Source organism: Caloranaerobacter azorensis DSM 13643 (genome assembly GCF_900129995.1).
GTDB classification, from domain to species: Bacteria; Bacillota; Clostridia; order Tissierellales; family Thermohalobacteraceae; genus Caloranaerobacter; species Caloranaerobacter azorensis.
Genome location: NZ_FQXO01000037.1, coordinates 1 through 22192, shown reverse-complemented (window position 1 = coordinate 22192; position 22192 = coordinate 1). Strand labels below are relative to the sequence as shown.

At 29.0% G+C, this 22192-nt stretch carries 18 protein-coding genes and 4 tRNA genes; 20 read left to right on the top strand and 2 right to left on the bottom strand.

Translation table 11 applies throughout. The features are described 5' to 3' along the window. Positions 1-60 precede the first annotated feature (60 nt). The 4 genes from BUB51_RS07250 (at position 61) to BUB51_RS07235 (ending at position 521) form a co-directional block, all read left to right on the top strand. Positions 61-151 (top strand) — tRNA-Ser (locus BUB51_RS07250). Positions 152-161: 10 nt separating this feature from the next. After that, positions 162-252, top strand: a tRNA-Ser gene (locus BUB51_RS07245). 4 nt (positions 253-256) lie between these two features. Further along, positions 257-333, top strand: a tRNA-Ile gene (locus BUB51_RS07240). A 112-nt stretch (positions 334-445) separates the two neighbouring features. Beyond that, positions 446-521, top strand: a tRNA-Phe gene (locus BUB51_RS07235). A gap of 36 nt (positions 522-557) precedes the next feature. On the opposite strand, the gene BUB51_RS07230 is transcribed toward BUB51_RS07235, so the two are convergent. After that, positions 558-1562: a ribonuclease H-like domain-containing protein gene (locus BUB51_RS07230; RefSeq protein ID WP_073196643.1), complete on the bottom strand. Its 1005-nt coding sequence runs from the start codon at positions 1560-1562 to the stop codon at positions 558-560. A gap of 144 nt (positions 1563-1706) precedes the next feature. Here BUB51_RS07230 and BUB51_RS07225 point away from each other — a divergent pair, with 144 nt between their 5' ends. From BUB51_RS07225 to BUB51_RS07155, 15 genes are all read left to right on the top strand, one after another. After that, complete coding sequence (locus BUB51_RS07225; protein WP_083599547.1) at positions 1707-3848, top strand: N-6 DNA methylase family protein; 2142 nt, start codon at positions 1707-1709, stop codon at positions 3846-3848. A gap of 33 nt (positions 3849-3881) precedes the next feature. Continuing rightward, positions 3882-4445: a hypothetical protein gene (locus BUB51_RS07220; protein WP_073196641.1), complete on the top strand. Its 564-nt coding sequence runs from the start codon at positions 3882-3884 to the stop codon at positions 4443-4445. A gap of 74 nt (positions 4446-4519) precedes the next feature. Beyond that, complete coding sequence (locus BUB51_RS07215; protein ID WP_073196639.1) at positions 4520-6076, top strand: S-layer homology domain-containing protein; 1557 nt, start codon at positions 4520-4522, stop codon at positions 6074-6076. A gap of 30 nt (positions 6077-6106) precedes the next feature. Beyond that, complete coding sequence (locus BUB51_RS07210) at positions 6107-6499, top strand: NUDIX domain-containing protein (RefSeq protein WP_073196637.1); 393 nt, start codon at positions 6107-6109, stop codon at positions 6497-6499. A gap of 113 nt (positions 6500-6612) precedes the next feature. Next, complete coding sequence (gene glnA / locus BUB51_RS07205; protein WP_073196635.1) at positions 6613-8043, top strand: type I glutamate--ammonia ligase; 1431 nt, start codon at positions 6613-6615, stop codon at positions 8041-8043. Positions 8044-8128: 85 nt separating this feature from the next. Further along, entirely contained in the window at positions 8129-9571 is a 1443-nt protein-coding gene (locus tag BUB51_RS07200; protein ID WP_073196634.1) for a DNA topoisomerase VI subunit B family protein, read from the top strand. A gap of 79 nt (positions 9572-9650) precedes the next feature. Continuing rightward, positions 9651-10649 carry an acyl-CoA dehydratase activase-related protein gene (locus BUB51_RS07195; protein WP_073196633.1) on the top strand — a complete coding sequence of 333 codons (999 nt, stop codon included), beginning with the start codon at positions 9651-9653 and terminating at the stop codon, positions 10647-10649. Next, positions 10621-11730: an acyl-CoA dehydratase activase-related protein gene (locus tag BUB51_RS07190; protein ID WP_073196631.1), complete on the top strand. Its 1110-nt coding sequence runs from the start codon at positions 10621-10623 to the stop codon at positions 11728-11730. Before BUB51_RS07195 ends, BUB51_RS07190 begins: the two co-directional genes overlap by 29 nt. Next, the gene (locus BUB51_RS07185) at positions 11705-12685 is read left to right on the top strand and encodes an acyl-CoA dehydratase activase (RefSeq protein ID WP_073196630.1); all 981 of its coding nucleotides are present in this window, start codon (positions 11705-11707) and stop codon (positions 12683-12685) included. The genes BUB51_RS07190 and BUB51_RS07185 overlap by 26 nt, the downstream gene beginning before the upstream one ends. A gap of 453 nt (positions 12686-13138) precedes the next feature. Continuing rightward, positions 13139-13546, top strand: a complete 408-nt coding sequence (locus BUB51_RS07180; protein ID WP_035164195.1) for an RrF2 family transcriptional regulator — start codon at positions 13139-13141, stop codon at positions 13544-13546. Positions 13547-13673: 127 nt separating this feature from the next. Beyond that, entirely contained in the window at positions 13674-15566 is a 1893-nt protein-coding gene (gene cooS / locus BUB51_RS07175) for an anaerobic carbon-monoxide dehydrogenase catalytic subunit (RefSeq protein WP_073196628.1), read from the top strand. A 51-nt stretch (positions 15567-15617) separates the two neighbouring features. Continuing rightward, positions 15618-16067, top strand: a complete 450-nt coding sequence (locus tag BUB51_RS07170; protein WP_278294229.1) for a 4Fe-4S dicluster domain-containing protein — start codon at positions 15618-15620, stop codon at positions 16065-16067. A gap of 1 nt (position 16068) precedes the next feature. After that, positions 16069-17295, top strand: coding sequence for an NAD(P)/FAD-dependent oxidoreductase (locus BUB51_RS07165; RefSeq protein ID WP_073196626.1), 1227 nt, complete (start codon positions 16069-16071; stop codon positions 17293-17295). A 246-nt stretch (positions 17296-17541) separates the two neighbouring features. Continuing rightward, on the top strand, positions 17542-18585 hold the full coding sequence (locus BUB51_RS07160; RefSeq protein WP_073196624.1) for an HD-GYP domain-containing protein: 1044 nt from the start codon (positions 17542-17544) through the stop codon (positions 18583-18585). A 47-nt stretch (positions 18586-18632) separates the two neighbouring features. Beyond that, complete coding sequence (locus BUB51_RS07155) at positions 18633-20342, top strand: ABC-ATPase domain-containing protein (protein WP_073196622.1); 1710 nt, start codon at positions 18633-18635, stop codon at positions 20340-20342. 12 nt (positions 20343-20354) lie between these two features. On the opposite strand, the gene BUB51_RS07150 is transcribed toward BUB51_RS07155, so the two are convergent. Beyond that, the gene (locus BUB51_RS07150) at positions 20355-21344 is read right to left on the bottom strand and encodes an asparaginase (RefSeq protein ID WP_073196620.1); all 990 of its coding nucleotides are present in this window, start codon (positions 21342-21344) and stop codon (positions 20355-20357) included. Between the two features lie 196 nt (positions 21345-21540). On the opposite strand from BUB51_RS07150, the gene BUB51_RS13085 reads away from it, so the two are divergent. Further along, on the top strand, positions 21541-21714 hold the full coding sequence (locus BUB51_RS13085) for a hypothetical protein (RefSeq protein ID WP_159430398.1): 174 nt from the start codon (positions 21541-21543) through the stop codon (positions 21712-21714). Positions 21715-22192: the final 478 nt, after the last annotated feature.

Below are 22192 nucleotides of genomic sequence, written 5' to 3'. Positions count from 1 at the left end.
GCACCTGACTTTTAATCAGGGTGTCCCGCGTTCGAGTCGCGGATGGGTCACCAAAATTAAGGAGAGGTGTCCGAGTGGTTTAAGGAGCTGGTCTTGAAAACCAGTGACTCGCTTGCGCGGGCCGTGGGTTCGAATCCCACCCTCTCCGCCAGATATGAAGTGGAGAAGTACTCAAGTGGCTGAAGAGGCTCCCCTGCTAAGGGAGTAGGTCCCTAACGGGGCGCGAGGGTTCAAATCCCTCCTTCTCCGCCAGTAAGGGCCCTTAGCTCAGCTGGCTAGAGCGTCCGGCTCATAACCGGCAGGTCCGGGGTTCGAGTCCCTGAGGGCCCACCATAATATCCTTGCTAAAGCAAGGAATTGAAGATTGAAAATGTAAAATGAAAAATTAGAAAGATAATTTTGAATTTTAAATTTTACACTTTGAATTCTAATGATATTAGTTCGTGCCCAGATAGCTCAGTCGGTAGAGCAGGGGACTGAAAATCCCCGTGTCGGTGGTTCGATTCCGCCTCTGGGCACCAACAAAACTCCCTATCGTATGTTCACGATAGGGAGTTTTATTTTACTACGTTCGTTAATATTTCATAAACAACATTTTGCAAGTTCTTTTTAATTATTTTATCTTCTATTTTTAGTAAGATATAATTTTCAGGGATATTGTAGTTAGTTTCATCGATAGAAGTAATAGCGAAAGAGTAATCATCTTTATTTAAATAGTAGCATTTTTTATTATCTGTTAACATTCCAATATTAACAATAAAAGATATATTTATATTTCCTTCTTTTGCAATCCATTCAAGTTTGAAACCATCTTCGTAGTATATATAATTTGGCAGAGTACATTTAGATGTTATACCTGTGAGAGTAAGATTATTTTCTTTAATAGATATATTATTTAAATCAAAACTAAAGTTAATATTATAATTATTAAGGTTGATAGTTAGATTTAAATTATTTAAATTATCTATTATTTCGTATATGTTAAGTAATTTATGGAGATAATAAATATCCTCGTAGTTATGTTTAAGAATTATCTTTTTTATGCTTTCATTCTTTGTTTTTAAGTATTCAAAATACATTTTAATGCTTTCTTTACCTGAAATCTTGTCCTCTCTATTAATTCCGAGATATTTTTCTACAGTTTTAAGTTTACAATTGTTTAAACCTAAAATATTTTTATGTTTTCTTACTACTTTAAGTAAATCGATACTATTATTTGTATCGATGAAATATTCTAATTTATGCTGTCTGAATTTACTGTTTATAAATGGTATATCGAATATATTACCATTAAAAGTAAAAAACAAATCAAATTGAGCGATAAATTCTGCAAACTTATTGAGGATTTCCTTTTCTTCTTCTAATGAATTAGCAAAAAACTGACTAATTTTAATTTCATTATTATTAAAATACATTATTCCTATTAAGATAATTTTGTCCTTTTCACGATTAAATCCTGTTGTTTCAATATCCAAGAAGCAGAAATTTCTATTGTCTATAACTGTTTTTAAGTAATTAGGTATTTTTATTTGTTCTTGAACAGAATTTGTGATAATTTCCATATAAATCTCTCCTTAAGAATTATTAATAATGATATGACTGTACTTTTATATTATAATATAGATATGATAAATCGTAATACAAAATATTAACGAGGAAGGCAACAATGAGGCTCTTTGCCTCATTTTTTGAGTGGAGGTATAATAATGAAAAACAAAGCTTATGAAAAAGAATTAATAAAAGCTATTAAAAAATATCTATATAGATACAAGAACGAAGGATTAGATATTTATATAAGCAAATTAAAGGGTATTATTTACTATATAGGTAAAGCAATTCTATCAATTTCATATTATAGATCAGAAAAAATAACAGAAAAAGATTTAAATGACATATTAAACAATGATTCTATAGAAAGACTTCCTGAAAAATTTAAAGAATTTGAAATATCTTTTGGTAAAAAAGTAATATTTACAGGCAAACAAAAAGATGAAATAGTATCGTTGTTAAATAAACTTGAGAGTGAAGAATTATGTAGAATTTCATTAGGTAAGCTTTATGAAGAACTTATAACAAGTAAAGAAAGAAAACAATTAGGGCAGGTATATACTCCGAGAAGCATTGTGAAATATATGATAGATGAAGGAATAAAAGAAGAGTATATCATTAAGAATCCTTATTTTAAGGTAATAGATCCAGCCTGCGGTGGTGGCTATTTTTTAATAGAGGCTTATGAAAAAATTAAATCTATAATGGAAAATAATTATGAAAAGATAATTTATGAAAATCCGGCAATTAAAATGCAATTAGATGAAGGTATACATGAATTTATATTAAGGAATAACATTTGGGGAACAGATGTGGATGAATTTGCAGTATATATGACAACTATTTCACTCTTATTAAAGGATACAACATCTAATAGTTTCAAATTGAATATATATAAAAAAGACATTTTATTAGACGATGAAAAGAATCTGTTGAATTCGTTATCGGATAAAAGTTCTTTGAATGATATTAAGTTTGATTTAGTAATAGGTAATCCTCCCTATATAGGGCATAAAAAGATTAATAAAATTTATAGACAAAAATTAATACATTATTATTATGATGTGTTTTCTGATAAAGCAGATATTTCATTTTGTTTTGTGAAGAAAGGGCATGATTTACTAAAAGAAGATGGAAGATTAATTTTAATTACATCTAGGTATTTCATTGAATCGCCATCAGGAAAATTTTTGCGGAAATTCATTAAGAATAATTTTACTATAGAATCATTAATTGATTTTAATGGATATAAAATATTTAGAGGAATTGGAGTAAGTCCACTAATAATAAAATGTATAAAGGGGAAGATGAATGATACAAATTTTGATGTTTACAAACTAAAGAAGAAGTTAAATCAAAAAAATGAGTTTGATATAGCGAATGAAGCTATTTATGAGAGGTTTAAAGTAAAATCTATTGAATTAGCTGATAAGGGGTGGATATTTATAAATCCTTTAGAGAAGTTAATCTTTGAAAAAATAGATTCTCAAGGAGATTATAAATTAAAGGATATTTGTGAAAGTTATCAAGGTATAATAACTGGTTGTGATAGTGCATTTATTATAGATGCAGAAAAAATTGATGAAGGTAATTTAGAACGTGACATTTTAAAACCATGGATAAAAAATAGTTATATACAAAAATATACCAAAACGGAAGTAGATAAATATATATTATATACAGATTTAATTGACAATATAGATGATTATCCTAATACATTAAAACATATATTGCCATATAAAGAGAGGTTAGAAAAACGCAGAGAATGTATTAAAGGTATTAGGAAGTGGTATGAACTTCAATGGGGTAGAAATTTAGAAGTTTTTAAATCACCTAAAATTATTTTCCCATTCAAATCTGAAACGAATAGGTTCATGATAGATTATGATAATTTATTTTGTAGTGCCGATGTATATATTATAAAGATAAAAGATATGTTTTTAAATGAGATTACAATGGAATATTTGACAGGCTTTTTAAATTCATTAATTTTTGAATTCTATTTTAAAACTGTTGCGAAAAAAGTAGGAGATAATATGTACGATTTTTATCCTAATAAATTAATGGAATTAAATATCAAGATAGGAGAAGATGTTAATTTTGTTTCTGAAAAAGTCAAAAAAATAATAAGTTACTATAACGATATTAATCGATTATTAAAAGATAAAGTAGATAATAGAAAGATTGAAGAATTACAAATTAAAATAATTGAAGAGATAGAGAAAATTGATAAGTATTTTTTTACCTTATATAAATTAGAACATAATGAAGTTGAAACGATTAAAAATAGGTTAAAATAATTTTTCATGTAACCCAAATAGGGGGCGTATAGAGTGTGTATTTTAAAATTGACTGATTATAAAGCCGAAATAGCCGAAAGGATATGTATTGATAGATTTGAGAATGATTTAATGCTTGCACTAAATAATTTTAGTGAACGCGATAAAAAATCGACTATTCAATTGATTAAAAATAGCATAATAGAATTGGAAGAAAAAGGAGTTATTTTTGATTTAAGGTTAATTAATCTTTATTGTATAATGAATTTAGGATTAGCTTGGAGTATGTATAGAAAAGGGAAAATAATACAGAAAGAAGAATCCGTAATAGGTAGAATTTTTAAAATTGACGAGATAAAGTTAAAAGAGAAGTTGATAATTTATTTGACAGAACAAAAAAATTACAAATTGTTAATAGAAGATATTTCGTATAGATATTTTACTTTATATTTAAGCAGACATGTTAAAGACATAATGAACAGAATGGAAGTAGGATTTCATCCAAGTATATTGGATGAGGTTGATCTTAAAAATGTGTTTATTAATTTTCTTAAGAAATTTAGTGTAGATTTGTTAATTATGGGTATAATTGATGAATATCAAAGATGTAGTGATTAATTGTATGTTATAATAAATAAGAGAAGATATGGTAGTAGAGCATATGCTGGGTTGGCTGTAAAGGGGGGTTACTTATGAGGAGGATTAAAGCAATTTCATATATATTAGTTATTGCTTTATTTTTTGTAAACTGTAGTATTATAATCGCTGATACTTTTTATTTAGATGTTTTTGGCCATTGGGCAGAATATACGATATTATGGGCTACTAATGAAGCCAACCTTTTTAATGGCTATCCTGATGGGACTTTTAGGCCAGATGATTATATTACTAGAGCAGAATATATTGCAATACTATATAGAGCCGCAAAGGAGAAGAAAGTAATTAATGATAATGCTATGACTGAAAATGAGATTGATTATGAGGTAGTAGGTAAAGGAACTGATAATACAGATGTTAATAAAGAATCTGAAGAAAATAAATCTATTATAACAGATAATAGTACTAATGTTACTAGCAATAAATATACGTTGCATTATGAAGATTTAAGCAGTGATTTTTGGGCTTATAAAGAGATTTTACCAGTAGCAGAGTTTATTGATAAATATAGTGTCAATTTAAAATTTAAAGATATTTTCCCTGGAAATAAATTTGAGCCTAATAAATATATTACTAGAGAAGAAGCTACAATTTTGTCTAGCTTTTTCACTACATTGCCAATAGAGGAAAAAACTAAAGAATTTACAGACATTAAACCAAATTATAAATATTTTAATATAATTAAGAAATTAGTAAACAATGGAATAATTGAGGGATACGAGGATAATACATTTAGGCCTTATAATAATATAACGAGATCCGAAGCGGCGACTTTGATTAAAAGGGTATATTATGATATGGATTATTTAATGAATGAGTATCTAAATGATATAGAGTTTATTGATTATACTTTAGATGATAATTTTAGTCTATTTGGAAATTATTCTGATAAAAAATTAGATGATAAAGATATATTGTATAAGAAGGCTATTTCGACATTAGAATATATCAGCTTAATGGGCTATATTCCATTTGAAGAACAACATTTATATCTTAAAGAGCCAATTAAAGTAATTAGAGAGCTTAAAAAAGATAGTTATTACAATGTTGTAGGAATTAATTATTATTTAATAAAGTTCGGTAATGTAAGTGAAGAAGAGAAACAAAAGTTGCTTGTTGAGCTTTTAGACAACTATCAATTGAGAGATGATATTGACGATAATGAGTCTTTGTTAATTTTTAAAGAATGTTTGAATCATAATATCGAAGTTGATAAATTAATGAAAAATCTAGATAAATGGTATATCTCTACAAAAGAGGATATGACTAAATTTAATATACAATTTATAAAATCGAAAGTATATGTTAATAAAGGTTATTATGAAAAGGCAATAAAGATATACGAGCAAGATTTACCAAATACTGATAATATAGAAATCTTAAAGAATTTCATAATGAATAAGGCTTATTTACAATATAAAATGAATGAATTTGAGAATGCAGAATCTGTATTAAGAGATGGTTGGGAAATTATAAAGGCAAATAAACATTATCTTTTAGATAAAGACAAATATGATAAGGAATTTATTGGAGCAATTAAAAGAGTTCTTATGGCACAATCTGAATATTATTTGAAAATAATTCAGCATTAGAAATATATAAATGTTTGAAAGGAAGATTTTATGTTTAGAGTTCTTACTAAAGCATTAATTAGAAAAGGGGAGGAAATTTTATTACTCAAACGAAAAGATGGTTCTTTTGGAAGTGGATTATGGGATATTCCCGGGGGTAAATTAGAATTCGGAGAATTTCCTATAGAGAGTCTAGAGAGGGAAATTTTTGAAGAGACTTCATTGAAAGTTAAAGTTATAAGGCCAATAAGTATTAGTTCTGGCATTAATGAAACGAAAACTAAACAGTATATTACTATAGTGTTTTTATGTGATTATCAAGGTGGGGATATTAAATTAAATGATGAACATAGCGAATATAAATGGGTTAGTATAAGTAAAATAGATGATTTAGAAAAGATTTATTATGTAGATGAAGCAATCAATAAATTTTTAACTGACTAGGTGGCCATTGTCCACTTTTTTTAAAAATTTTTAACACTTTTATAACTTATTTGACATCACAGAAACTTTGAAATATTATAAAATTACAGAAAACTTTAATAAGAGGTGATCTTATGTTTGAAGACATTAGTCAGGTAGTTAATTTTTGTGAAAAAGAAGGAATAAAAATAATCGATTTTAAAGTAGTGGATTTAGCGGGAAGATGGCATCATTTGTCGATACCAGTAGAGAGATTTAATGAAAAAATATTAGAAGACGGTATAGGTTTCGATGGATCAAGTTATGGTTTTTTAAGTGTTGAAAAATCTGATATGATTTTTAAACCCGATATTAGGACAGGCTTTATAGATCCATTTTGTGAAGTACCAACATTGAGTATGATTGCCGATATATATCAAATTACAGACAAAAATGAGAGATTTCAATCAGATCCTAGATATATTGCTGAAAAAGCAGAAAGATATTTAAAGAAAACCGGAATTGCAGATGAATATATTATTGGCCCTGAATTTGAATTTTATGTATTTGATCATATATCATTTATTAACAAAAATAATCATCAAGAGGTGTACATAGATACTGAACAAGCATATTGGAATAATGGGAACAAAAATTACCAGAATTTAGGATATAAGGTAGAATTCCAAAAAGGTTATCATGTAGATTTACCAAAGGATATCACTAATGATTTTAGATCTAAAATTACTAGGCAATTAGAGGATTTAGGCATATCTGTAAAATATCATCATCATGAAGTCGGAGGTTCAGGACAGGTAGAAATAGAGACTCAATTTGGTAGATTAAGAGAAATGGCAGATAAGACTTTAATTTTAAAATATGTTGTTAAAAATTTGGCTATACAAGAAGGTAAGACTGTTACTTTTATGCCAAAACCTTTATATGGAGAAGCTGGTAGCGGAATGCATGTACATATGCAGCTTTTTAAAGATGGTAAACCAGTTTTTTATGATGAAAAAGGATATTCTGGATTAAGTGAAACAGCTTTATATTATATTGGCGGTATTTTGAAACATGCTCCAGCCTTACTTGCGTTTACAAATCCTAGTACAAATTCTTATAAAAGATTAGTTCCTGGATACGAAGCACCTGTCAGTATATGTTTTGCTACTGCAAATAGAAGTTCAGTAATAAGGATACCTGGTTATGCTAAAAAACCAGAGAAGAAGAGATTTGAGTTTAGGCCTTCAGATGCAACAGCTAATCCATATCTAGCTTTTTCTGCTCTTTTATTAGCGGGTATTGATGGAATAATAAATAAAATAGATCCGGTTAAAGAAGGTTATGGCCCTTATGATGTAAACATTTTTGATTTACCTGAAGAAGAAAGAAATAAGATTAAAAGTCTACCAAAATCATTAGATGAAGCGGCTGATGCATTAGAGAGAGATTACGAATTTTTATTAGCAGGTGGTGTTTTTACTAAAGAGCTTATAACTGATCATATAAGAAGAATTAGAGAAGATGCAAGGAAAATAAATATAATTCCTCATCCTATGGAGTACAGATTATATTATGATTTATAGGCAGCATTTTTGCTGCTTTTTTTCTTGAAATAAATTTGCTATACAGTTAAACTAGAATCATAGTATAGATGAAAGGAGAAAGAATGTGAAAGATATAAAGAGTGGTGTTCAGGTAGAAAATGATTTACAAAATTTATATAATGAATTTTTAAAAAAAGCTGGAGCTATAGCTTTCTATGATATAGTTAGAGACATAATATTAATTAATAGAAGTGTAGATGAAAAACGGGAATTGTTTGAAAAACTTGAGAAAGAAGGCGAAAATGTTTTAGATTATTTTGAAAAAATTAATGATAAAGCATTAAATATAGAAATAATATTAGGGCTAAGTGATATTGAAGATAAATTAGGAGAAGAATATTTTAGAAATTTTAAAGATAAAATTGTTGATTTAATTAGATGTTTAGATAGTTATGCTACTGAAATGTCATATTCTTTAGAAATTGCAAGTCAGTTATTGGGTAAAGAATTAGTAAAAGAAAATAATGATTATATGGACAAGGCAGTAAATTTTGAAAGGCTTTATAGTGATGTATTTGAATTTTTAATGGAAGATGGAATTACATTTCAGGAAAAGCTTAATGAAATTATACGATTAGTACCATTTAGAATGTCTAAACATAAATTTTATGATATTGTAAGAACTTCTTTGCTAAATTATCTAAACGATTTTAGTGAGAGAGAAGTTAATGACTATATAGAAGAGTTAAAGAATACGTTTAATGGTTCATTAAGATTACAATATGGAAAGAGTTTTGATTATTACTTTACAAAAACACAAGGATATAAAAAATTTGATTTTAAAACTGCCAACTTAAATGAAATAGAAAAATTAAAAGATGAGATTTCGAAGCTGCTTTTGGAGATATACGATTTAATGGAGATGTTAAGTAGTCTTGGAACGATAGTAAGTAAATTTATAGTGATTGAAAAGACTAAAAAATATTTAACTGAAGATTTAAATAGAGAAGATATTACAGAAATAATAAAACGATTTAAAGAAGTGATGAAGGATGAGAATTTAGAAAAGCGACAGGAATTATTATTGATTTGTGAAGAAAAGGTTAATTATATAATTGCCTCTTTAGATAAATTAATTAAATTGATAGACGATAAGGAGAAAGAACTAAAAAATGATGAAAGTAAAGATTATTTGAATAATTTTTATATTGAAATGATAGAAATTGTTTCCTATTTAAAGGATTTAGGATATGAAGAAATTAAACCGTTAAGTGAAAGTGATTTAAAAATTGTATCTGATGATTATTTAGAGCAGGCGGTTGATAATTTTATTCAATATATAGATCGAAATTTAAAAGATATGACTAATATCTATAGAAAGGTAAGAATGAGAAGAATTTTAAGCACTTTGAATGGACAATTTAACAGCCCAGAAGAGTTTTTTGAATATCTAGAAAACTCACTTAAATTAAATACTTCTGAAGAAGATTTACAGTTAGCTTTATATAATATTGCTGAATTAATAATAAGCTATGAGCAAAATAAGCCAAAAAAAGACTCCAATTAAGGAGTCTTTTTTTTAGCTTATTTTAATGTTTATTTATAAAATTATTTGCCCATAATAATAGTTGGATAGGAGGTGCTTTATGTCTTATAAAATTGGTATACCGCGGGCATTACTCTATTATGAGTATTATCCTTTATGGAAAGAGTTTTTTACAGAATTAGGTGCAGAAATAGTTTTATCTTCAAATACGAATAAATCTATATTAAATGCTGGAGTTTCTAGTTGTGTTGATGAAGCATGTCTGCCTGTAAAGGTATTTCATGGCCATGTAGAAGAGCTTAAAAATAAAGTAGATTATTTATTTATACCTAAATTTATTAGTGTTTATAAAAAAGAATATTTATGTCCTAAATTATTAGGATTACCTGAAATGGTAATAAATTCGATTGACAATTTACCGCCAGTTATAGATGTGGAAATTAACCTATTAAAATCTGATGATAACTTACATAAATCGGTAATAGAAATTGGTAAAATCTTCACATCTGACAATAAGAAAATAAAATTGGCTTTTGATAAAGCTATTAGCAGATTTAATGAATACAGAAAGTTGTTAGCTAATGGGGTAATTCCTATTGAAGCAATTAAAGTTTATAACAAATATGTTAATAGTATTACAACTCTGAAAAATAGCAAATACAAAATTCTCGTTTTAGGACATTCATACAATTTATATGATGAATTTTTAAGTATGAAACTCATTGAAAAATTACAGAAAGAGAATATGAAAGTAATAACTCCAGATATTGTAGACATAGGTAAAATAAATCATTATATATCCAAGTTGCCTAAAAGGATGTTTTGGAGTTTTGGAAGAAAAATTGTTGGTGCTTCTTCTTATTTAATTGAGGAAAAAGCAGTCGATGGGATAATTTATATATCTTCATTTGGCTGTGGTTTAGATTCTGTTTTAATCGATTTGGTATCCAGAAAGGCAAAAAAATATAAGGTTCCATTCACATTAGTAACTATTGATGAACATTCAGGAGAAGCAGGAGTTAATACGAGACTAGAGGCATTTATAGATATGATTATATGGAGGGACAGAAATGAAGATTACATTTCCACACATGGGTAATACTTATATCGCAGTAAAAGCAATGTTTGAAGATTTTGGATTAGAAGTTGTTGTACCGCCAAAATGCAGTAAGCGTACGCTTGAATTAGGTACTAAATATTCGCCAGAATCAATTTGTCTGCCTCTGAAAATTAATATAGGTAATTACATTGAAAGTATAGAAAAAGGAGCAGATACAATATTGATAACTGGTAGTTGTGGCCCTTGTAGATTTGGTTTTTATCCGGTGATAGAGAGAGAGATTTTAAAGGATTTAGGATATGATGTTGATATTATAGTGTTTGATCCTCCAGATGGTAATTATAAAGAACTAATAAATAATATAACAAGAGCAGTAAATACAAAGAACCCAATTAAGATGCTAAAGAGTTTTAATAGAGGAAGAATTATATTAAAAGAAGTAGATAAGTTGTTCGAATTTTCAAATAAAATACGAGCGTATGCTGTGAATAGTTATGAAGTAGATGAAATTATGCAAAGGTTCAGTGAAGATGTTTTGAAAGTTAAAGGCGTTATAGAAACTAGAAAGCTAATAAGAAGAACTTTTGAAGAGCTTGAAAAAGTAGAAATCGATAATACAAAGCGTCCATTGAGAATTGGAATTGTAGGCGAAATATATACTGTCATCGAGCCATATGTTAATTTAGATATCGAGAGAAAACTCGGACATATGGGGGTTTGGGTAGATAAGTTTTTAACTACATCTAGATGGGTAGAGCATAATCTTAAACCTAGTTTTTTAGGATTAAGTGAAGAAAAGAAGGCTTGGGAGGCAGCAAAACCGTATATAAGAACATTGGTTGGTGGACATGGTAGAGAAACTGTTGGAAGTGCAATTATGTATGCAGAGAAAGGATATGATGGGGTAATACAGCTTTTGCCATTTTCTTGTATGCCGGAAATAGTAGCCGAAACGATACTTAAGACTGTTAGAAAGGATTATGATATTCCGATATTAACTCTGATAGTAGACGAGTTAACCGGTGAGACGGGTTATGTTACAAGATTAGAAGCATTTGTTGATTTGTTAAAGAGAAGAAGGGAGGAAAGGAATTTTGAAAGAGTATTATTTAGGAGTTGATGTAGGCTCTGTAAGTACAAATATTGTTATTATGGATGAAAATAATAATGTTGTAGTAAAAAAATATATAAGGACTAAAGGAAAACCAATAAAAGCTATTCAGTTTGGATTAAAAGAGATAAAAGAGGAAATTGGTGAAATAGAGGTAAAGGGTGTAGGAACGACAGGTAGTGGAAGATATTTGGCAAGCATATTAATAGGTGCTGATATTGTAAAAAATGAAATTACGGCACATGCTGTAGCAGCATTAAATTATATACCTGATGTTAAAACAATATTAGAGATAGGAGGACAGGATTCTAAAATTATTATTTTAAGAGATGGTATAGTGACTGATTTTGCTATGAATACAGTATGTGCAGCTGGTACTGGTTCATTTTTAGATAGGCAGGCTGCTAGGTTGGGAATAGATATAAAAGAATTCGGCGAATTAGCATTAAAATCGAACAATCCTGTTAGAATTGCTGGAAGATGTGCAGTATTTGCAGAATCAGATATGATTCATAAACAACAATTAGGACATAACCAAGAGGACATCATAAATGGTTTATGTGAGGCTTTAGTAAGAAATTATTTAAGTAATGTAGGAAAAGGTAAGGAAATTCTTGCTCCAGTTATATTTCAGGGTGGAGTCGCCGCGAATGTAGGGATAAAAAGAGCTTTTGAAAAGGCTCTTGATATGGAGGTATATGTACCAGAGCATTATGATGTAATGGGAGCAATCGGATCAGCAATATTGGCTAGGAACGAAGTCAAGTCAAAAGAAAGCTCAAAGTTTAAAGGATTTGAAGTTGCTGATATTGATTATAAAGTTAAAGGGTTTGAATGTAATGATTGTGCAAATATGTGTGAAGTTATTCAAATATTAGCAGAAGATAAGGTTATAGCTAGATGGGGAGATAAATGTGGAAAATGGACGAATCTATCGGATATTAATTTACAGAGATTAGCATAATTTGAACCTGAGTAAAAAATCGGGTTCACACTGTTGATGAACTTATTCTTTTAAATATTTTATGAAAATGAAAGCGAATGCTTGAAAGAATTTAGTAAAAAAACTAGGCGAAAATTTTTGAGAAAATCCGTAGGTTTGACAGGATGTCAAACCAGCATCCTACAAGACAGGATGTCTTGATTAGGTGCGTTAGGATTTTCCAAAAATTTAAGCCTTAAGTTTTTTCTAAATTCGTCCGCATGAGCGCTATTTTCATAAAATATTTTGTTTTGTCAACAACTTGAGCCTGAGTAAAACTTCAGGTTTTTGTTTAAGTATAACTAATGCATTTCTTGAAACTTCTTACAATAGTTTTATGATAATATAATAAAAAAATATTGACATACTTATAACGATATATTATCATAAAAATATACTAAACAAGTATACTTTTGTTGGAGATGAAGTGAACAAATGAAGATAACACAGGAAGCAGATTATGCTTTAAGAATAATTTTATTTCTTTCTAAGGCTGGTATGGATACCACAGTAGATGCAAAAAATATATCCAAAAGTGAAAATATACCAACTAGATTTACTTTAAAAATACTTAGAAAGTTAACTAAGGCTGGGTTGACAAAATCTTTTAGAGGGGTAAATGGAGGATATTCATTAAATAGAAATCCAGAAAATATTACATTAAAGGATGTTATTGAAGCAATAGATGGGCCTATCTATGTAAATAGGTGCCAATACGATGATAAGTATTGTAATCTTCATAGAACCAATACCTGTGATATCCATAAAGCCCTTTTTAAAGTGAGGAAGAAGTTAATAGAGGAACTTGAGAGTGTGAATTTTAGAGATTTAATGAAGCAATAGATTATAAATGATTAAATTAAAATTAACAAGAATAAGTAAATATTACTATGGGTAAAATTATACTAAATTAGTATACATTCAACAAAAAGTATACAAAATTAGTATAGTATAAAAGGAGGAATAATTTATGAAAATGTGTAGATCTTCTGACAAAAAATTAGAAAAATTCCTTTTATCTAAGGAGGTTGAAACTTCATTTAATAGGGTCCAAGCTCAAAGTATTAAATGTGGATTTGGGCAGCAAGGTGTATGTTGTAGACTATGTTCGAATGGGCCATGTAGAATAACTCCAAAATCACCTAGGGGAGTATGTGGTGCTACTGCAGATACAATAGTAGCTAGAAACTTTTTAAGAGCAGTTGCTTCAGGTGCTGCATGTTACTTACATGTTGTTGAAACTACAGCTAGAAACTTAAAAGCTGTTGGAGAAAAGAAAGGAAAAATTAAAGGGATAAATACTTTAAATGAATTAGCTGAGTTATTTAGTATTCAAGAAGATGATATTCATAAAAAGGCGATTAGAGTAGCAGACAAAGTTTTAAATGATTTATATAAAGCAAGACATGAAAAAATGGAATTAGTTGAAAAAATGGCTTATAAACCAAGATACAAAAAATGGGAAGAATTAAATATACTTCCGGGTGGTGCAAAATCAGAAGTATTTGATGCCATAGTAAAGACCTCAACTAATTTAAATAGTGATCCAGTTGATATGTTATTACATTCATTAAATCTTGGTATTTGTACAGGGGTTTATGGATTGACTCTTACAAATTTATTAAATGATGTAATGCTTGGAGAGCCAGTAATAAGAACTGCATCAGTAGGATTTAAGGTTGTAGATGAAGATTATATAAATATTATGATTACTGGACATCAACATTCAGTTATATCCCATTTACAAGATAGATTAATCGATGAAGATATCAAGAGATTAGCAGGAAGCGTAGGGGCAAAGGGCTTTAAATTAGTTGGATGTACATGTGTAGGTCAAGATTTGCAGCTTAGAGGTCAGCATTATCAGGAAGTATTTTCAGGACATGTAGGTAATAATTTTACAAGCGAAGGCCTTATAGCAACAGGCGCTATTGATTATATAGTATCAGAGTTTAACTGTACATTACCAGGTATAGAGCCAATAGCAGATAAGTATATGGTAGGAATGATTTGTCTTGATGATGTTGCTAAAAAGGCAAATGCAGAATATGTAAATTTTAACATGAATGAAGAAGAAGAGATTTCTGAATACATCATAAATAAAGCTTTAGAAAGCTATAAAAATCGAAGGTGTAAAGTAAAAATAGATATTCCAAAGGACCATGGACATGATGACGTAATTACGGGTGTAAGTGAAAAGTCATTAAAAAAATTTTTAGGGAATACATGGAAACCACTTATAGACTTAATAGCTGAAGGTAAAATCAAAGGGGTTGCTGGAATAGTAGGTTGTTCAAACTTAACAGCTATGGGACATGACGTATTTACTGTTGAGCTTACTAAAGAACTAATCAAAAGAGATATTATCGTATTATCAGCTGGTTGTTCAAGTGGTGGATTAGAAAATGTAGGCTTAATGTCACCTAAGGCAGCAAGTTTAGCTGGAGATAACTTGAAATCAGTATGTGAAAGTCTAGGTATTCCTCCAGTACTTAATTTTGGGCCATGTTTAGCTATAGGTAGACTTGAAATAGTAGCTACTGAGCTTGCAGAAGCATTAGGTATAGATATACCTGAACTGCCATTAGTTTTATCAGCGCCACAATGGCTAGAAGAGCAAGCGTTAGCCGATGGGGCCTTCGGGCTAGCATTGGGACTTCCATTACATTTAGCTATACCTCCATTTATAACGGGTAGTAAATTAGTTACTGAAGTTTTAACAAATACTTTGACTAATATGACAGGAGGGCAGTTAATCCTTGAAGATGATGTAAAAAAAGCAGCAGATAAATTAGAACAAATAGTCATTGAAAGAAGAAAGTCACTAGGACTAGTTGTAGAAGATGAAGGGGAAATAGCATAATCTATTTTCCCTTTACAATCAATTAGCAATAGGGTGAAAGGAGAGATTGCAGTGCTAAAAAGAATTAAAGTCGATAGAGACTTGTGTATGGCCTGTCTTAATTGTGTGCTTGCATGTATGGATGAGCATAATAAAAAAGGAAAGAGCGTTTATGATTTAGATTTAGAAGACGTATCTAATGGGAGTAGAAATCATATAGAGCTTGATAAAAATAAATGTCCAACACCAATTATTTGTAGACATTGTGAAGAACCAGAATGTGTATATACTTGCATGAGTGGTGCTATGACAAAAGATAAAAAAAGCGGACTAGTATTATATGATGAAGAAAAATGTTCATCGTGCTTCATGTGTATTATGGCATGTCCCTATGGAGTTCTAAAGGCTGATGAAGTAGAGAAAAGGGTAGTATTAAAATGTGATATGTGTGGGGATAGAGAAATACCTAGATGTGTTGAAAGTTGTACTACCGGATGTTTAAGTATAGAGGAGGATGAGTAGCATGAGATATGTTATTTTAGGAGCAAGTGCTGCTGGGGTTAATTGTGCTAAGACTATTAGAGAATTGGATAAAGATGCAAATATAACAATGGTTTCAAAGGATAAATATATATATTCAAGGTGTATGCTCCATCATATAATAGCTGATAAAAAGAATATTGAAGAACTTAATTTTGTAGATAAAAGATTTTCAGAAAATTATAAAATCAATTGGATAAAGAATACCAAAGTAGAAAGACTTGATATAAATAAAAAGAAGGTTATTTTAGATAATGGTGAAGGTTTAGAATATGATAAGCTTTTAATAGCTACAGGCTCTTCTTCATTTATGCCTCCAGTTAAAAATTTAAGGGAAGGTAAAGGTATTTATGGTTTAAGAAATATTGAAGACGCTATTAAAATAAAGGAAGAAGCAAAAAATGCAAAAAATGTATTAGTATTAGGAGCGGGTTTAGTAGGAATAGATACTGTTGTTGGGCTTTTAGAACAAAATATAAATATTACATTAGTCGAAATGGCAAAAAAAATTCTTCCTATGCAGCTTGATGAAAGAGCTTCTTTACGATATGAAAAACTATTTGAAGCTAATGGAGTTAAAATTAAAAAAGGAGTTAGAGCAGAAGAAGTATTATTAGATGAAAATAGTAGAGTAAAAGGAGTAAAATTAAATACTGGAGAAGTTATAGACTGTGAAATGATAGTAGTTGCTACAGGAGTTAGACCAAATATAGATTTTATAGAAGAAAGTATTATAAAAATAAATAAGGGAATAGTTATAAATAATAGATGTGAAACTAATGTTGAAGATATCTATGCAGCGGGAGATGTATGTGGCACAGGCTCTATATGGCCCTTGGCTGTAAAACAGGGTATAGTAGCAGGCTACAATATGGCTGGAATAGATAGGGAGCTAGAGGATTACTTTGGATTTAGGAACTCTATGAACTTTTTAGGACTTCAAACAGTTTCTTTAGGTTTAATAGAAGCTCCAGATGAAAGTTATAATGTGGATATAGAGGAGTATAGGGATGCATACAAGAAAATAATTCATAAAGATGGAATAATATACGGTGCAATAATTCAAGGAGATATATCATATTGTGGAGTATTTACTTATTTAATTAAAAATAAAGTAAAGATATCCCATATTAATAAAAATATATTTGAAATAAATTATTCAGATTTTTTTTATATAAATGAAAATGGTGAGTATAGATATATTGTATAAAAAATTAAGTAGGAGGTAGATGAATTAATTCATTTACCTCCTATTTAATTTATAAAACTCTTAGTTATGGTATAATAAAAGTCAGTAAATTATAAAATCAGCGAAATGAAGTTATCATGCATGTACTGTATAATATTGTAAAATTGCAATTTAAAGGATTTTACATTAGTATTATCGAAAATATAAATATAAGAAAGGGGGTATAGGCCGTTGGCTTAAAAAATAGTTTTAAGCTAACGGGATAGTATGAGTATTATAAAAATTGATGATGTTATGCCGGGGATGGTTTTAGTTGAGGATATTGAGGATTTAAATACTGGTAATATATTACTTAAGAGTGGAACAGTTTTAAATAAAAAGAATATATTACATTTGAAAAATATGAATATAAATTATTTAAATGTTCTTGAAATAACAGGAGAAATAAAAGAAGTAAATCAAGATAAACAAAAATCATTTATTGATAAATATGATAATTTAGCTAAAAAAACCAAAAAAGTTTTAAAAGATGTGAAGTTAGGGAAAAAAATTATAATTTCAGAAATAAGTGATGAAGTAAATGATATTATAGATGAAATAACTAGCAGTAACAACATATTGAGTAGATTAAGACAGATAGAAGAGAGTGATGATTATACTTTTCAACATTCTTTAACCGTTTGTATGTTATCAATTATGTTAGGCAAATGGTTAGGATATACATGGAGAGAATTAAAACAACTGGCGTTGTCAGGTTTGTTTCATGATATTGGTAAGTTGAGAGTATCAAGAGATATAATTGAAAAACCTAGTAGGTTGAATGAAATGGAATTTAATATTGTAAAAAAGCATACTATATTTGGATATAATATTCTTATGGAAACTGTTGGGATTAGTCAGAATACAGCTCTTGGGGCTTTACAGCATCATGAAAGAGAAGATGGAAGTGGGTATCCTTTAAGACTTAAATCAGATAAAATACACGAATTTGGTAAAATAATTGCAGTTTGTGATATTTTCAATGCTATGACTTCAAAAAGAATATATGAAGATAAAAAGTCACCATTTAAGGTAGCCGAACTTATATCTGAAAATAGATTTGGAGTTCTAGATGCAAGGATTTCTACTGTTTTTTTAGATAATATTTCGAAATTCTATGTTGGTAATTTGGTTAAGCTAAGTAATGGAGTTATAGGTGAAATTGTATATGTAAATAAAAATATTCCTACTAGACCAGTTGTGAGAGTAGAGGATGATTTTGTTGATTTAATGAAATTAAGAGATATAGAGATAATTGATATTATAGAATAGAGACTTAAGTCCTCTTTTTCCAGCAGATTTAAATAGGAGGCGTTTACATGAAGGATAAGGAATTTTTAAGAAAAAGGATAAATCAATTAGATAATAAAGGATATAAATTATATAAAGAAATACAAGGTGAATATGATTTTGATGATTTTATACTTTATATAGATTATGTTCAAGGCGATCCGTTTGCTTCACCTAGCAGAATGAGAGTAAGAGTTTCAATTGAAAAAGCTAAAATTCCTAAAAAATATTTTGATAATAAATATAAAAAAATAGCATTAGAAGATTTTTTGATAAGAAGTTTTCATAGAGAAATTAAAAGTATTTCAAAAGGAATTAGAGGGACTGGCAAAAGTGGTCTCATACATATAGATGTAGGAGGACAGGAAATATTAGAGAGAACAGCAGCTAAGATAAATGAAAATTACATAGAAATGAGGTTTTTTGTTGGGCTTCCTGCAAGGGGAAGGAAAATACTTGCTCAAATTGCAATAGAAATGCTATTTAATGAGATACCCAAAATAGTTGAAAATTCTTTAATATATGACAATTTTAATAAGACTTTGATGGTTGAGTATATTAATCTTATAGAAGATCAAATATTTTTAAGAGAAGAAATGAAAAAAAGAGGACTGGTAACTTTTATAGCTAATGATTCAATTCTGCCAAGAGAAAGCGGTATAAGTGATAGACCTATGAAAGGGAGAAAAGTTATACCTTTTAAGTCGCCAAAGTCTTTAGAAGTAGAATTTAATCTGCCAAATAGGGGACATATTAAAGGAATGGGAATAAAACGTGGTGTAACATTAATCGTAGGAGGAGGATATCACGGTAAATCTACTCTATTAAAAGCTATTGAAAGAGGAGTATATAATCATATACCGGGTGATGGAAGAGAATTTGTACTTACAGTAGAAGATGCCGTTAAAATTAGGGCAGAAGATGGAAGAAAAATTGAAAATGTAGACATATCGCCATTTATTAGTAAATTGCCTTTTGGATTGACGACAGAAGATTTTACGACCGAAAATGCTAGTGGAAGTACTTCTCAAGCTGCCAATATAATGGAAGCGTTAGAAATAGGGACTAGTTTATTATTATTAGATGAAGATACCAGTGCAACTAATTTTATGATAAGAGATGGAAGAATGCAGAGTTTAGTTTCAAAAGAAAAAGAACCGATTACTCCTTTTATTGATAGAGTTAGGCAATTATATGAAAAAATGAAAATTTCTACAATACTAGTAGTTGGAGGTTCAGGAGATTATTTTGATGTTGCAGATTGTGTAATTATGATGGAGAATTACGAACCTAAAGATGTAACGGATAAGGCAAAAAGAATTAGTGAGGAGTACAGAAGTTTAAGAAAGATAGAGGTAAATAATGATTTTGGAAGAATAAAAAATAGAATTCCAATTAAAAGAAGTTTAGAAATAAAAGGAAAAGATAAAATTAAGGTAAAAGGTATAGACAAGATTATGTATGGTAAGACTTTAATAGATTTATCTTTTGTTGAGCAGCTTGTAGATTCGAGTCAAACTGAAGCGATAGCAAATATTATCAAATATATTAGGGACAGATATATAAATGATAAAACTTCTTTAAAAGATATTATTAAAAGGGTATATAAAGATATTGAAGAAAAAAGTCTAGATATTATCTCTCCTTATACGGGGAGCCCTGCTGGGAATTTAGCTATGCCTCGTCCTTATGAAGTTGTAGCTGCAATAAATAGACTTAGAATAATAAAAATGAAATAGGGCTTTAGTGCCCTATTTATATATATCTTTTTCAAATATCTCCTTTATTTTATTCATATTTTTAGTTATGCTTAAAGCCAACATGAGTTTAATTCTAGCTTTTTGACCTGGAAGGTTATTACCAAATATAGCTCCTAATTGTCTAAGTGTCCTACCGGCACCAGGATATCCATAGGTATCTAGAACTCTACCAGTTGGACATCTTGATACAATAACGACTGGGATATCGTTTTCTATGGCTTTCTTAATACCTTTTACCATATCTGGAGGAACATTTCCTCTACCCAAGGCTTCAATAACTATTCCTTTATATCCCGTTTCAATACAAAAATTGATAATGTCATCATCCATACCAGCAGCACATTTTATTAGAGCTACTTTAGGTTCAATTGAATCGGTTTCAATGTGTTCGTGATTTATTATATCTCTGTAGAATATTACTTCATCATTGTCTACAATTCCTAAAGGTCCAAATTCTGGCGATTTAAAAGTATTTAGTGAAAGTGTGTTTGTTTTTGTTACTTCACTTGCAGCATTAACTTCATTGTTCATGACTACAAGAACGCCTCTACCTTTAGCCTTTTCAGATATAGCCGTACATATTGAAGCCGATAAATTACTTGGACCATCATAACCTAATTCGGAACCATTTCTCATAGCTCCAACTACGATGATTGGCTTTTCAGATTTTATTGTTAAATCTAATAAATATGCAGTTTCTTCTAAAGTATCTGTTCCATGAGTAACTACGACACCTGTTATATCATCTCTTCTTATTGTTTCTTTAATTAATTTTGCTAATTCCATCATTTTGTTTGGAGTCATATGTGGACCTGGAAGTTTAGCAAAGTTTATGATTTCAATTTCGGCAAATTTTTCAATGTTTGTAACCATAGCTAAAATTTCTTCGCTTGATAATGCAGGAATTGCAGCATCAATACGAGGATCAATTTTCATTGAAATAGTGCCGCCGGTAAAAATAACTGCAACTTTTTTTTTCATTTTACAATCCTCCTTGAAGATATAATGACATTATTATTTTATCATATAGTAGCTTTATAAAGCATAAAAAGTTTTTATTTGATAAAATTATGAAATAGCTATATTTTTTAAATCATAAAATTAAAAATTAATAATAGTATTATATAAAAAGCCTTTTGATTTAATATCTATAGAAAATGATGAAGGATTGATTGTTATGGTTTTAAGATTAAATTATACTGTTGATAGGAAAAAAAGAAAGAATAAAAAGGAAGAAAAAGATTATGAAAGGATTTTAAATATATACGAAAGATGTGTTTGTCATAGGAAAAAAACACTGTTTAAGATAATAAAAGAAAAAGCAAAAAGGCTCTATAATAGAGCCTTTTAGCACAGAATAATAAATGGGAATAGAGGTAATTGAGGTTACCAGGGGGATAACTATTTAAATTGTAACAAAATCCGACAAAATACGCAATATTTTTTGCAAAATTTTTTCTAATCTATAATAAAATTATATTATTTATCAATGAATAAATAGTAGATTTTTTTCAAATAGCTCAGAAATTTAGCACTTGAAAATTTTTTAGGGCGATAGTCCGTTGATTTATAAGAATTTCAGAATAAGCACTAAAAATTTGAGATTTTCCGATTTTTGCTGGAAACTACAGAGAAAAAATTTGCAAAATAAAAGCATCCTTTTTATAATAGTTTTACCACAAACACATTAAAAAAAGGATGCTGATAGGATGAACAAAAGTTACCTAAAACAATTATTCACCTATATTAATAAGGTATATGATATAGGAGAAAAAATCAATACTTTAAAAGATAAAAGAGTAAAATCTCAAGTAAAAATTTCAACAATT